Origin of the sequence: Rhodococcus sp. KBS0724 (genome assembly GCF_005938745.2) — a bacterium.
Classification (GTDB): Bacteria; Actinomycetota; Actinomycetes; order Mycobacteriales; family Mycobacteriaceae; genus Rhodococcus_F.
Map to the genome: position 1 here is coordinate 4,981,073 of NZ_VCBX02000001.1, position 13,596 is coordinate 4,994,668.

The following is a 13,596-nucleotide window of genomic DNA, read 5'->3' on the forward strand; positions in this document are numbered from 1 at the left end:
TCGGTATGTTTAGTAGTACCCTGGGGACATGACCAGCACCGATATCCCTTCCTGTGCTGCCGAAACAGATCAGGATCCCACTCTCGAGGCCGATGTGTTCGCTCGCGGATGCAATTCCCGGGCAGCGCTCCAGAACGCAACCGGCCGCTGGGGCGCTCTGGCATTGGCAGCGCTACACGAAGGCCCGTACCGGTTCAGCGCGCTGCGTCGACGCGTCGACGGCGTCAGTGAGCGGATGCTCTCGCAGACCCTGCAAGCACTCGAGCGGGATGGCCTCGTGCACCGTGAAGTGCTCGAAACCATCCCGCCCAAAGTGGAATACAGTTTGACCGAACTCGGCGCCGACGTCGCGGGCAAGATCACCGCACTGATCGAACTCCTCGAATCGAGGGTGCCGACAATCGTTGATTCACAAGCGTCTTACGACGCCCGCAATCAGTAACACCCGCAATCAGTCACGCCCGCAATCAGTCGAGCGCCCCCGAAAGCTGAGCAATGAACTCGTCGAACGCATACGGGACGCTCAAGACCGTCGGCGCGGATGTTGCCATCGCGTAATCCATTCCGACGAGGCGCACGATCCGGTCGTTCGACACCGAGGTCATGTTGGCAAACGGACCGAAGGCCATCAGCATGTCGAGATTGGTGCCGTCGGCGTCGACGAGAATGAAGACGTCCGCGTCGAGAGTTTCGATGGACTCCATTCCCACGGACACCGAACTGTCGCCGGACGTGCACACCGCGTCCACCCCGGGAGAAGTTTTCAGTCCGAGCTGCCCCAGCAGACGGATTCGAGGATCGGTGTTGCAGAACACGATCAGGCCTTCGTCGGTACGCATCGCGTACGTTGCGGTCTTGCCCGCGAACTGCGGATGCTCGGCAGCTTGCCGCTCGAAATACGCTCCGGTGTCGTCGATCAACTGCTGCGCGCGTGCCGGCTGCCCGAGTGCCGCCCCGATCATGCTCATCTGCTTGTCCCAGTCGGTATCCCAAGGCTGATCGGGGAAGGCGACGGTGGGTGCGATGTCACGCAGTCGCTGATACTTCTCCGCGGTGATCCCCGAATACACGGCCAGAATCACATCCGGATCGAGCGCCAGGATCTGCTCGAACGGCACATCCGGGTTGGTGGTCATCAGAACCGGCGTCGCACCGTTCAACAGTGAAGCGTCCCAAGGCAAGATGTTGTTCTCGATACCGTCACCCGAGAAGCTCTCCATCGCGACGGGCACCTTGTTCAGCGCGAGCACCGAATCTTGGCCGCTCCACCCGATGGTCACGATCCGCATGGGTTCGGTGTCGATCGTGGTCGAACCGTAGGCGTGATCGACTGTCACCGGAAACGCCCCCGCCTCAGCGGCTCCCGTCGACGAAACGGTCGACTCGGTGCCGGCAGAGCTTCCGCAAGCGGTGAGACCGAGCGCGAGCGCAGCCGCGAGCAGTGCAAAACGAGTTTTCATGTACCGGGACGCTAGTGCTCCACCAGCCCAGACCTGGACTCGAAGTCGCGATCTGGCGCATTGGCAACACAACTAGGCAAAAAAGACCCCGTGCACCCTTCTCGGAAGGGCGCACGGGGCCGAAGGCCGTGCTGTCAGAAGTTGATCATGTGGCCGGCGAGGCCGTGGATCGCTTCCTGGAGCGCCTCACTGAGGGTGGGGTGCGTGTGGACGTTGCGTGCCAACTCGTTGACCGTGAGGTCCCACTTCTGGGCCAGGGTCAGCTCGGGCAGCAGTTCCGAGACGTCCGGTCCGATGAGGTGTCCACCGAGCAGTTCGCCGTGTGTGGTGTCGGCGATCAGCTTCACGAAGCCGGTCGGGTCACCGAGACCGTGGGCCTTGCCGTTGGCAGCGAACGGGAAGTTCGCGACCTTGATGTTGTAGCCCTCGGCCTTGGCCTGCTCTTCGGTCAATCCGAAGGACGCGACCTGCGGCTGGCAGAACGTCGCCCGCGGCATCATCCGGTAGTCACCGAGCGTCTGCGTGTCCGCGCCACCGATGGTTTCGGCAGCGACGACGGCCTGCGCTTCTGCGACGTGTGCGAGCTGCAGCTTGGCGGTCACGTCGCCGATGGCAAAGATGTTCTCGACGTTGGTGCGCATGTAGTCGTCGATGGCGATGGCGCCGCGGTCGGTGAGGGCGACACCGGTGTTCTCGAGGCCGAAGCCCTCGACACGCGGTGCGAAACCGACGGACTGCAGAACCTTGTCCACGACCACGGTTTCGATCTCACCGGACTTGTTGTCCTTGATCGAGACGCTGACCTTGCTGCCGTCGTCACTGATGGACTGGACAGCGGCGCCGGTCTTGATGGTGACGCCGAGCTTCTTGTACTGCTTGGCGATTTCCTTCGAGACGTCGGCGTCCTCGTTGGGCAGTGCCCGGTCGAGGAACTCCACGATCGTCACATCGACGCCGTAGTTCTTGAGGACGTAACCGAACTCCATGCCGATCGCGCCGGCGCCGACGATGAGGATCGAGCCCGGCAGGTCGCGGGTGAGGATCTGCTCTTCGTAGGTCACCACGTTCTCGCTCAGCGAGGTGCCCGGCAGCAGCTTGGTGTAGGAACCGGTGGCGATGATCGCGTTGTCGAACGTGATCGTCTCGGTGCCTCCCTTGCTGAGCTCGACGTTGATGGTGTTGGCGTCGGCGAACGTGCCTTTGCCGTCGAATTCGGCGATCTTGTTCTTCTTCATCAAGAAGTGGATGCCCTTGACTCGCCCGTCGGCAACCTTGCGGCTGCGATCGAAGGCGGAGCCGAAATCGAAGGACACGTCTCCGGACATGCCGAACGTCTTCGCTTCTTTTGTAAAGATATGCGCGAGTTCGGCATTGCGGAGAAGCGCCTTGGACGGGATGCAGCCCACGTTCAGGCACACACCGCCCCAGTACTTCTGCTCGATGATGGCAGTGCTCAGGCCCAGTTGTGCCGCGCGGATAGCAGCGACGTACCCACCGGGGCCGGCTCCGAGGACAACGACGTCATAGTGTGAGGTCACGATGTAACAGGGTAGTCCTGCATCGTTTTCCTGTCCCCGGATGGTCGCCTTACCGGCCAGTAGACCAAACTTCTGCGGCAACTCGGGTGAAATTTCCGCCGTAGATCGCTTCGATCGAGGACTCGTCGAAACCCCGCCGACGCAGAACGACGTCCAAGGTGAGGGTGTCTTCCGGCGGAACCCACTGCAGCGGTCCCCACGCGGTGTATGCCTCGGAGAACGACGCCGCGTGATGAGTGATCTCGTCGAGGAAGTCCTCGGCGTCGAAGGAATAGTCCGATCCGATCCCGACGTGATCGACACCGACGAGTCCGACGGCTTCCTCAATGTGATCGGCCATTGCCTCGAGCCTGGCTTTGTTGTCGTCCGGGCCGTTGACGCCGAGGAAAATCCCCACGCCGTTGATCCCGATAACTCCCCCGGTATCGGCACACGCCTTGGCCTGATCGTCGGTGATGTTTCGGGGGTGCTCCCACAATCTGCGGAGATTCGAATGGCTGTAGATCATGGGTCGCGCCGTGGCGGCGGCCAGGTCCAGACCGGTCCGAACCGAGCAGTGCGAACCGTCCACCATCATGCCGACGCGGTTCATCTCGGCAACGAGTTCGCGGCCGTACGCGGTCAAGCCCGTGTCGACGGCGTCGAGGCACCCACAGCCGGCGGCATTGGCGTGGTTGTACGTCGGCAACATCGACCGGACACCCAGATCGTAGAAGTACGCGATGTTGTCGGGATCACCGTCCAGCGGGTTGGAATCCTCGAGGTCGAATGCCAGCGCGATTCCGCCGGATCGCTGGACGTCGGCAACATCGAGGATCGTCGAGACGGGTGTGATGTCCGGATACTCGACGCGCGCCTGCCAGGCAAAGCTCTTGACCAGCGCAGTCGAATCCGCACGCGTGTGAGGCGCATAACCGACATTGACCGAAACGTAACTGCCCTCAGGGCGCCGGTACCGCAATAGCTCCGCAATAGAGGCATTGGACTGCAACGGCAGGCAGCAGTGCTGTTCCCAGATCGGATATGTCCGGTTCACCCGTTGAGCATATAGGTAAACAGTGGGCCCGATTCGAAACTGGTCAATCGTTCAGCAAATCCTCGGTTCACTGGCGAATAGCGCGTCGATGCTGTAGAAAGATCAAGACTTGCACGCTCTATATGCGTCGGGATGCAAAAACCCATACGGAGAAGTGTCGACGAAGGATCGTTCCACCCGGGGCGGATCTACAAGGTAATTCAGGTGGAGGGTTCTTAAGCCTATGCGTTCTCGTTCATTCAAGCGCGGCCGTGTGATCGCCGCGATTGCAGCGGTGTCCGTGCTGCCGATGCTTGTCAGTCCGGCCATGGCTTCTGCCGGTGGTGACACCGCTGCGACTCAGACCACACCCGCGGCGTACTCGACGGATTCCAAACTGACGAGCCGCAGCGACAACGGCCGCAAGTCCACGATCACCGTGTACTCGCCGTCGATGGGCCGCGACATTCCGCTCGAGGTCATCCTCCCCGCAGACAACAGCGAACCCCGCCCGACGCTCTACCTCCTCAACGGCGCAGGCGGCGGCGAAGACCGTGCGACCTGGCAGCGCCAGACCGATGTCATGGACTTCTTCAACGAGAAGAACGTCAATGTCGTCACGCCGATCGAAGGCGCGTTCAGCTACTACACCGACTGGGTGAACGAAGATCCGGCTCTCGGTGTTCAGAAGTGGCAGACGTTCCTGACGCAGGAACTCCCGCCCGTCATCGACAAGGAATTCAACACCAACAAGGTGCAGTCGATCTCCGCGATCTCCATGACCGCCACGTCGGTACTCAACCTCGCGATCGCAGCCCCCGGCCTCTACAAGAGTGTCGGCGCGTTCAGTGGTTGCGCCGAGACCAGCACTCCGGTCGGCCAGAGCTCCATCGAACTGGTTGTCGGCATGCGCGGCGACGCAGACGTCACCAACATGTGGGGCCCGCTCGACGGCCAGGGCTGGATCGACAACGACCCGGTTGTCAACGCCGAGAAGCTCCGCGGCACCGAGCTGTACATCTCCACCGGATCCGGTCTGCCCGGCCCGCACGACACCCTCGCCAATGAGGCAGTCGACGGCCAGGTCGGCGTGCTCGCCAACCAGATCATCGTCGGCGGCGTCATCGAGGCAGCAGTCAACTACTGCACCCACAACCTCGCGTACCGTCTGAACGAACTGCAGATCCCGGCAACGTTCGACTTCAAGCCCACCGGCACCCACTCGTGGGGCTACTGGCAGGACGATCTCCACAACTCCTGGCCGATGATCGCCAACTCCATGGGCATCTGACACCACAGATAAACAGGTTTTCCTCCGCACAACCCCGCTCTCCGAATCTTCGAGAGCGGGGTTGTGTGCTGCACGGAAGCTGGAACCACGAAACGCTCCCCTGACCATGGCAATTCTGGTTTACTGGCCAATGACATCGACCCAGGTCACACACCGGGTTACACGTAGTGGAGGTTTCAGTTCGTATGGGCGCTCGTACATTCACGCGGGGACGTTTGGTCGCTGCAGTCGCAGCACTGTCCGTGATTCCGATGCTGATCAGTCCCGCCATCGCCTCAGCGGGCGGCGATTCCTCAGGCACCACGGCACAAGCCACGTCAGGCGCCGCTGGTTCGTACCTGGCGAGTCGTAGCGACGTCGGCCGCAAGTCCACGATCGCCGTGTACTCGGCGTCGATGGGCCGCAACATTCCCCTCGAGGTCATCCTCCCCGCGGACAACAGCGCACCGCGCCCGACGCTCTATCTCCTCAACGGCGCAGGCGGCGGCGAAGACTCCGCGACGTGGCAGCGCAAGACCGACGTGATGAACTTCTTCCAGGACAAGAACCTCAACGTCGTGACGCCACTCGAAGGCGCGTTCAGCTACTACACCGACTGGGTCAACGACGATCCCGAACTCGGTCGTCAGAAGTGGCAGACGTTCCTGACACAGGAACTCCCGCCCGTCATCGACAAGGAATTCAACACCAACAAGGTCCAGTCGATCTCCGCGATCTCCATGACCGCCACCTCGGTACTCAACCTCGCGATCGCAGCCCCCGGCCTCTACAAGAGCGTCGGCGCGTACAGCGGTTGCGCCGAGACCAGCACCCCGGTCGGTCAGGGTGCTATTCAGTTGGTCACCGGCGTCCGTGGCGGTGCCGACATCGCGAACATGTGGGGCCCGGTCGGTAGCCAGGGCTGGATCGACAACGACCCGGTTGTCAACGCCGAGAAGCTCCGCGGCACCGAACTGTACGTTTCTACCGGCTCGGGTCTGCCCGGCCCGCACGACACCCTCGCCAACCCTGCGATGAACGGCGAACCCGCCAATCTGGCCAACCAGATCATCGTGGGTGGCCTCATCGAGGCGGCAGTCAACTACTGCACCCACAACCTCGCCTACCGTCTGAACGAGCTGCAGATCCCCGCGCAGTTCGACTTCAAGCCCACCGGCACCCACTCGTGGGGCTACTGGCAGGACGATCTCCACAACTCGTGGCCGATGATCGCGCGTTCGCTGAACGTCTGAGTTCACGACTTTCGACCCCGCTTCCACCGGCTTTCGGGAGCGGGGTCGAATGCTGTCGGCGGGAAGCAGTAAGAATGGAGCCATGACATCCGATCAGCACGCCCCGACTGACAACGATCCGTACCTCTGGCTCGAAGACGTCACGGGCGAGGCCGCTCTTGATTGGGTGCGTGCGCACAACGCTGTCGCCGAAGCGCAACTCGCAACCGGTGAGCGCTTCGAGCGGATGCAGTCCGATGTCCGCGAGGTCCTCGACACCGACGCCCGCATCCCGTACGTGCGTCGCCGCGGCGAGTATCTGTACAACTTCTGGCGCGACGGCACCAATATTCGCGGGTTGTGGCGTCGAACCACTCTCGAGCAGTATCAACGCGACAACCCCGAATGGGATGTGTTGGTCGATCTCGACGCGCTGGCCGAAGCCGAGGGCGAGAACTGGGTCTGGAAGGGAACACAGTTGCTGCGCCCCCACCGCAATCGAGCCTTGATCAGCTTGTCGCGCGGCGGAGCGGACGCCGCAGTGGTCCGCGAATTCGACATCGAGACAAGGCAATTCCTCTCTCCTGACGGAGAGTATTCAGGTTTCTATCTTCCCGAGGCCAAGACCGACATCGACTGGATCGACATCGACACCGTCTATGTCGGAACGGATACCGGGCCGGGATCACTCACCGATTCCGGTTACCCTCGCCTGGCGCAGCGATGGAAGCGCGGCACTCCCCTCTCCAGCGCCGAGACGCTTTACGCGGGCGAGAGCACCGATGTTGCGATCTCCGCATCACATGATCCGACGCCTGGCTTCGAGCGCGACTTCGTGACCCGCTCCGTCGATTTCTACAATTCACGACGGTTCCAGCTCACACTCGACGACGAACTGGTTCTGATCGATACACCCGAAGACGCCGGCATCTCGATTCACCACGAGTGGTTGCTGATTCGCACCAAATCACCGTGGACGGTCGAGGGCGCCGAGTACGCGACGGGCACCTTGCTGGCTGCTCGGTACGAGGATTACCTCGCCGGCACTCGCAACCTCACGGTCCTGTTCGAGCCCGACGAGCATTCGTCGCTCGACCACTACAGTTGGACCCGCGATCATCTGATTCTTGTAGTTCTGACCGACGTCCGAACCACCCTGCGGATTCTGACTCCCGCCGATAATGCCTGGGACGAGCGGCCTTTCGAGGGGCTACCGGAACTCACCACCATCGAGATCCTCGACACCGACCCCGATTCCGGCAACGAGTACTTCCTCAACGCCAGCGGATACACCTCACCGGCAACGCTGCTGCACGGAGTGATCGGGGAATCGGAACCGACGGTCGTCAAAGCCGCGCCCGCATTTTTTGATGCCACAAACATTGTCACGCAACAGTTCTTCGCAACCTCGGCCGACGGTACCCAGGTCCCGTACTTCGTGGTCGGAACCGAAGACAGCACACCCGGACCCACCCTCCTCTACGGTTACGGCGGATTCGAGGTCTCGCTGACGCCGTCGTACAGCGGTTCCATCGGGCGAGCCTGGCTCACCCAAGGTGGCACGTACGTCGTGGCCAACATCCGCGGCGGCGGCGAGTACGGACCAGGCTGGCACACACAGGTTCTCAAGTCCGGGCGCCACAAGGTGCATGAGGATTTTGCGGCAGTCGCCCGCGATCTGGTCGACCGCGGCATCACCACACCCGAGTTGTTGGCTGCCCAAGGTGGCAGCAACGGCGGACTCCTCATGGGCATCATGCTCACGAAGTACCCAGAACTGTTCGGCGCCATAGTTTGCCAGGTTCCACTCCTCGACATGCGACGGTTCCATCTCCTCCTCGCCGGCGCATCCTGGATGGCGGAGTACGGCGACCCGGACAACGCCGACGAGTGGTCCTTCATCTCGGAGTACAGCCCCTATCAGAACATCGACGCCGATGCGTCGTACCCGCCGATCCTCATCGCGACGTCCACACGCGACGACCGCGTCCATCCCGCCCACGCTCGCAAGATGGCCGCACGGCTGGAAGAGTTGGGCAAGCCGGTGCTGTACTTCGAGAACATCGAAGGTGGGCACGGCGGCGCTGCGGACAACGCTCAGTTGGCGTACAAGACCGCGCTCACCTACGAGTTCCTGTGGCAGAAATTCAGCTGAGTTGTCAGCGGTCGCGTAGCCACGCGACGACGCGCTTGGTCACCGCATCCGGTTTCCGGATCCAGCCGTTGTGACCGAGCGGTTCGTCGACGTGCACCATCGTGACCTGTGATCCGGTGAGCTTGTCCACCAAGTTCTTTGCGGATCGGCGCGGAGCGAGATCGTAGCCGTCGATGGTGACGGACAGGACCGGCAGGTTCAGTCGAGCGATCCGCTCCTCGTAATCGATGTCGGCGCCGACGGGGTCGATGGTGCCGGTACGCGCAAATCTGGCCCAGTCGGTGATCAACACCTTCGATTGCCGTCCGAACCCACCGACACTCAGGCGATCACCGGGCCAGAATCCGGCGATGTTGGCCGTCACCGACATCGCCGACGAACCCAGATACAGCCCCGGAGCGCGGATTCCCGGGAAGCCCCGGTGGTAGGGCGAGCCGGACGCCACGAGGATCAAACCGCCGAGGCGTCCGCGAATCCTTGCCGCGTACATCGTCCCCAACTGGCCACCCATACTGTGACCGAGCAGGAATGGTGTACTCGCCGGGAATCTTTCGCGCACCACTTCGAACGTGGCCGGGAAATCCACCGACACCAACTCCTGGTATCCGAAGGTCGACGACGCGCTCGGCCGTGGCCGACTGTCACCCTGACCGCGCAATTCCCCGATCACCGCATTGAAACCCTCGGCAACCAACGCTTCGGCAACCGGATCGTAGAAGCCTGCCGGCACGCCCAGACCAGGAAAGATCACGACGACGGGAGCGTCGTCAACCGGTCCCGGAAACAGGCGGATCGGAGTCACGGTTCCATCGGGAAGTTGGATCGGCACGGTCTCCATGCGTCTCACACTATCCACCGCGGAGCCGTCGGTCAGCCGTCTTGCTATTCCAGGCTGCCCACGATCAGCGGGTCAGGCGTTCCGACGATGTCGTGGTCCTTGTTGTCGTAGTCGAACTGGCTCAGCACATGTCGCATCGCGTTGATCCGGGCGCGCTTCTTGTCGTTGCTCTTGATGACGGTCCACGGTGCGGTTGCCGTATCGGTGAACCTGATCATCTCTTCCTTCGCCGCGGTGTACGCATCCCACTTGTCCAGGGACGCAATATCCATCGGGGAGAGTTTCCACTGGCGCACCGGATCGACCTGGCGAATCGCAAACCTCGTCCGCTGCTCGAGCGGCGACACCGAGAACCAGAACTTGATGAGGCTGATGCCGTCGTCGACAAGCATCTGCTCGAAGAGCGGCACCTGACGCAGAAAACGATCGTGCTCCTCGTCCGTGCAAAACCCCATGACGCGCTCGACTCCGGCCCGGTTGTACCAGGAGCGATCGAACATCACGAGCTCACCGGCCGCCGGGAGGTGCTGCACGTAGCGCTGGAAATACCACTGCGTCGACTCGCGCGCCGACGGCTTTTCCAGTGCAACGACGCGTGCGCCACGAGGATTGAGGTGTTCCATGAAGCGCTTGATGGTGCCGCCCTTGCCTGCTGCGTCGCGTCCTTCGAACACAATCGCGTGGCGGGCACCGGTTTCCTTGGACCAATTCTGCAGCTTCAGCAGTTCGATCTGCAGGAGACGCTTGGCGATCTCGTACTCCTCGCGTGACATCCGAGAGTCGTACGGGTATCCCTCGCGCCAGGTATCGACCTCGAAACCCTCTGGTGCCGTGAGCAACACGGGGTCGTCGTCGTCACTGTCGTCGACGGTGAATGCCGTCGTGTCTGTCAGGTCCACCGCGCTCGACAGGTCGGCGAAGGCACTGAGGAAGGGACGGCGCTCTGCTGTTTCGGTCATTCCTGACAGGCTAGCCACCTTCAGCAACCATTTGGTGACGCCACGGTGAACGGGCGCATTCGCTGCCGGGCGAAGATCAGGGATAGATGGGGGTGATTCCCGATGGTCGAAGTGGCCTGGTCAGGCCAGACTTGAACCATGACATTCGAGAGCAACACACCACGCCCCTTCACCCGATCCACCGAAAACAAGATGTTCGCCGGAGTGTGCGGCGGGATTGCAGAATACTTTGACGTCGACGTCAATTTGGTGCGCGTTCTGGCTGTTATCGCCGCCGTGTGCACCGGCGGAACCGCAGCCTTGGTTTATCTTGCAGCCTGGATGCTGATGCCTTTGGGATAGCGCACTCGAGAAAAGAATTGCGGGGCCCACACATTTCGCGCGTGGACCCCACAATCAAGAAATTCTCGACTTACTTGGCAGCTTTGAGTGTTCCGCCACTGAGTTCGGCAAGCGCCGTCAAGCCTTTGACAGCGATCTCGCTGACACTTCCTAGTCCCTGGCCGATAAGAGTTCCGACCGAACCCGCAGCATCCATTACGGAGCCTTCAATCATGTTTGTTCTCCTTCTATCCACCCAGTTACGGGATGGTCAGATAATTCAGACCTGCAAGACTACGGAGCAACAACGGCGGGTGCGAAACTGATTGCGTCAAAAGATCCGGAGATCCCACCGAATGTGTCACTCAACGAGCCGAACAAGTTGGCACCCATGTTATCCAACCCTAACAGTACATTCACCAGGGCTTGAGTTGCGGTTTCGCCATTCTCCATGACATAACCGAGGATGTTTACCAGCGACCCCATTTTTGACTCCTCAACAGAAAACTTGCGGAAATTGCCTATCAGCACGGTAGCGGCAAAACTGAAATTCAGTGGTGAAACGGAAGATTGTTTTTCTATCAGCGATGTCGGAGCGTAAATATGCAGGTCCAGAGCATTTGGGGCCCGTGCGCCGTGCGCCCAGGCCCCAAAAGGAAACTCGAAACTGGCTACTTACCGGCAGCCTTGAGTTCTCCACCGCTCAGCGCAGCAAGAGCGGTGAGGCCCTTGACGGCGATGTCCGCAACGCTGCCCATACCCTGGCCGATAAGGGTGCCGACGGAACCCGCAGCATCCATGACGGATCCTTCAATCATGTTGTACTCCTATATATCTGTTGAGTGAAGTGGATGTGCCAACTGCTCAGATTGCAGGATCAAGCTGGCGGGATAACTTCAGGCAGGAAACTAATCGTGTCGAGAGATCCGGAGATCCCGCCAAATGTGTCACTCAGCGAGCCGAATAGATTAGCACCCATGTTATCCAAGCCCATCAGCATGTTGAGAAGGCTCCCCAACTGAGTGCCCATCCCGTCTGGTCCAAGAAGAATGTCCATCAAAGAACCCATTGTCTGAACTCCCTACGTAGAAGGCTCCCCACCCGACCGCCAAAGAATCGGTTCCGGTGAAGGTTCACCGTTGATGTGTCATCTGCGACTTTAGTGTTAACCCTAGAACCTGTGTCCGAAATGAACGATTAACGTAAATTTTCCAATTTTTGAAACACTTTCCCGGCCAAGGAACCGCACTGCCCACAACAATTCCGGCCTGCCGGGCACCTGACCGGAAAATCATTCGGCAGCTGGGACGTCGTACTCCACGGCTTGCCGCAACTCGTCGAAACTCTCGCGCAGCAGCACGACATAATGCTCCGGATCCGGCATCGCTCCCCGCGCCACGATGACATTGAGCGTCAGGGAACCTCCGGCCGCGGCAATCAGAAAGTGGCGCAGAACATCTCCGTCAACAGGAGCCTGCCCACCCAACACGGCAACAGCGGGCGCACCCTCGAACACGTTCCCGTCGATCGTCACCGGGACGTTGCTGATCGTGGTGTGCTGCATGACCTCGCGGTCCGTGTTCAGCTTGTTGAGGCGCCTGGCCAGCCCGGTCAGCCGCAGCAACGGCGCAGGTGACGTCTCGATGCGTGTGCTGAATTTCCGTACCGCCAAATGTGAGCTACGTTCCTTCGCGACCTGCGCAGAATCCCGGATAAGCGCCAGTTTCTCCACCGGATCCGCAACGTCGGAATGGAGATCGACGGTCAGGAGTGCAAGCTGATTGGCCGACTCCCATTCTGCAATCTGCCGCATCGAGCGCGGAACCATGGCTGCGAGAGGGCGTTCCGGTCGCTCGCCCTTCTCCTCGAGATACTTCTCGAGCGCACCGGCCACCACCGCCAGGAAGATATCGTTCACCGTCGCCCCAGGTACGGCTGCTCGGATCGCCTTGATATCAGCGCCGTCGAGCGTTACGAACTCCAGCGCCAGATCACCTTCCAGCACGTGGTTGAAACGTGTCGGCGGACGGTCTGCGACGTACTTCGCCAACTCTCCGGATTCCTCCGCCTGCGTGATCTCCTCTGCCGCTACCTTTGTCGCCGACAGGCCCTTCCCGAACCGGATCAGTTGCCCTGGGAACCCGAGAACGCTGCGCCCCATCATCTCCACCAGCGGCAGCCCCGACTCCCGCGCAGATGCCTTGGGTTTGGCCGGCCCCGAGAACAATCGGTTGGTGAGATTCCTGATCTCCAGACCGTCGCCCGCGCTGTGGTGCGTCTTGAGCATGATCAAGGTCAAGTCACCGGGGAGATCGTCAATTCCGCTGATTCCGGTCATGACCTCCAATTCCCAGGGAGGCCGCGTCAGATCCATCGGCGCGCTCAGAGACCGGCCCAACAATGCCCGCACCGGCGCCCACCCCGGCCCCGATGCCTTGTGCACCCGAACATGATCATCGACAGTGAAATCAGCGGCCGGTACCCAGTACGGATAGTCCAGATCGAGAGGAACTCGCTGCACTCTGCTCGTGAACAGCGGCCAGTAGCCGAACCGCTCGGAAATCCATCGGACCGCGTCGGCGTGTGTCATGTCGGCCAGCGGATGGCCCGCAGTGTCGAAGAAGTACGCGCACACCATGTGACTGAGGTGCCCCTCGGACTCGTTGTAGATGAACTCCGCATCCCGCGGGCCCATCTGAGATACCCCGGCTGACAACGAGTTCCGAAAGATCATGTGTGCCCCTCACATCCGACGCTGGAAGATTGTCCGGATTGTAACGAGGCGACGCCCGATTATCTGGCGTTTCC

Annotated in this window: 14 protein-coding genes; 5 read left to right on the forward strand and 9 right to left on the reverse strand. The window is 61.1% G+C overall.

The annotated features are described in order from the left end of the window. Nucleotides 1–28 precede the first annotated feature (28 nt). Nucleotides 29–442, forward strand: coding sequence for a helix-turn-helix domain-containing protein (locus FFI94_RS22975; protein ID WP_138869840.1), 414 nt, complete (start codon nucleotides 29–31; stop codon nucleotides 440–442). Between the two features lie 25 nt (nucleotides 443–467). Here the strand turns inward: FFI94_RS22975 and FFI94_RS22980 are convergent, their stop codons facing one another. The 3 genes from FFI94_RS22980 to FFI94_RS22990 form a co-directional block, all read right to left on the reverse strand. Beyond that, nucleotides 468–1,460: an iron-siderophore ABC transporter substrate-binding protein gene (locus FFI94_RS22980; RefSeq protein WP_138869841.1), complete on the reverse strand. Its 993-nt coding sequence runs from the start codon at nucleotides 1,458–1,460 to the stop codon at nucleotides 468–470. Between the two features lie 134 nt (nucleotides 1,461–1,594). Further along, on the reverse strand, nucleotides 1,595–2,998 hold the full coding sequence (lpdA, locus tag FFI94_RS22985) for a dihydrolipoyl dehydrogenase (RefSeq protein WP_138869842.1): 1,404 nt from the start codon (nucleotides 2,996–2,998) through the stop codon (nucleotides 1,595–1,597). A 49-nt stretch (nucleotides 2,999–3,047) separates the two neighbouring features. Beyond that, the gene (locus FFI94_RS22990) at nucleotides 3,048–4,034 is read right to left on the reverse strand and encodes a dipeptidase (RefSeq protein ID WP_138869843.1); all 987 of its coding nucleotides are present in this window, start codon (nucleotides 4,032–4,034) and stop codon (nucleotides 3,048–3,050) included. A gap of 223 nt (nucleotides 4,035–4,257) precedes the next feature. Here FFI94_RS22990 and FFI94_RS22995 point away from each other — a divergent pair, with 223 nt between their 5' ends. The 3 genes from FFI94_RS22995 to FFI94_RS23005 all read left to right on the forward strand — a co-directional run bounded on the left by FFI94_RS22995 (nucleotide 4,258) and on the right by FFI94_RS23005 (nucleotide 8,670). Then, entirely contained in the window at nucleotides 4,258–5,304 is a 1,047-nt protein-coding gene (locus FFI94_RS22995; protein ID WP_138869844.1) for an alpha/beta hydrolase family protein, read from the forward strand. Between the two features lie 185 nt (nucleotides 5,305–5,489). Next, complete coding sequence (locus FFI94_RS23000; protein WP_138869845.1) at nucleotides 5,490–6,536, forward strand: alpha/beta hydrolase family protein; 1,047 nt, start codon at nucleotides 5,490–5,492, stop codon at nucleotides 6,534–6,536. Between the two features lie 82 nt (nucleotides 6,537–6,618). Continuing rightward, entirely contained in the window at nucleotides 6,619–8,670 is a 2,052-nt protein-coding gene (locus FFI94_RS23005; RefSeq protein ID WP_138869846.1) for a prolyl oligopeptidase family protein, read from the forward strand. A 4-nt stretch (nucleotides 8,671–8,674) separates the two neighbouring features. Here the strand turns inward: FFI94_RS23005 and FFI94_RS23010 are convergent, their stop codons facing one another. Continuing rightward, nucleotides 8,675–9,508, reverse strand: coding sequence for an alpha/beta fold hydrolase (locus FFI94_RS23010; protein ID WP_138869847.1), 834 nt, complete (start codon nucleotides 9,506–9,508; stop codon nucleotides 8,675–8,677). Nucleotides 9,509–9,552: 44 nt separating this feature from the next. Continuing rightward, nucleotides 9,553–10,467, reverse strand: coding sequence for a polyphosphate kinase 2 (gene ppk2 / locus FFI94_RS23015; protein WP_138869848.1), 915 nt, complete (start codon nucleotides 10,465–10,467; stop codon nucleotides 9,553–9,555). Nucleotides 10,468–10,605: 138 nt separating this feature from the next. Between ppk2 and FFI94_RS23020 the strand changes: the two genes are divergently transcribed. Further along, nucleotides 10,606–10,809 carry a PspC domain-containing protein gene (locus tag FFI94_RS23020; RefSeq protein WP_138869849.1) on the forward strand — a complete coding sequence of 68 codons (204 nt, stop codon included), beginning with the start codon at nucleotides 10,606–10,608 and terminating at the stop codon, nucleotides 10,807–10,809. Between the two features lie 70 nt (nucleotides 10,810–10,879). Here the strand turns inward: FFI94_RS23020 and FFI94_RS33805 are convergent, their stop codons facing one another. From FFI94_RS33805 to FFI94_RS23035, 4 genes are all read right to left on the reverse strand, one after another. Next, the gene (locus FFI94_RS33805; RefSeq protein WP_165826256.1) at nucleotides 10,880–11,023 is read right to left on the reverse strand and encodes a hypothetical protein; all 144 of its coding nucleotides are present in this window, start codon (nucleotides 11,021–11,023) and stop codon (nucleotides 10,880–10,882) included. A gap of 59 nt (nucleotides 11,024–11,082) precedes the next feature. Further along, complete coding sequence (locus FFI94_RS23025; RefSeq protein ID WP_260684246.1) at nucleotides 11,083–11,274, reverse strand: hypothetical protein; 192 nt, start codon at nucleotides 11,272–11,274, stop codon at nucleotides 11,083–11,085. Nucleotides 11,275–11,459: 185 nt separating this feature from the next. Beyond that, nucleotides 11,460–11,606: a hypothetical protein gene (locus tag FFI94_RS33810; protein WP_185993291.1), complete on the reverse strand. Its 147-nt coding sequence runs from the start codon at nucleotides 11,604–11,606 to the stop codon at nucleotides 11,460–11,462. Between the two features lie 473 nt (nucleotides 11,607–12,079). Beyond that, nucleotides 12,080–13,522 (reverse strand): wax ester/triacylglycerol synthase domain-containing protein, encoded by a 1,443-nt coding sequence (locus FFI94_RS23035; RefSeq protein WP_138869851.1) that lies wholly within the window; start codon nucleotides 13,520–13,522, stop codon nucleotides 12,080–12,082. Nucleotides 13,523–13,596: the final 74 nt, after the last annotated feature.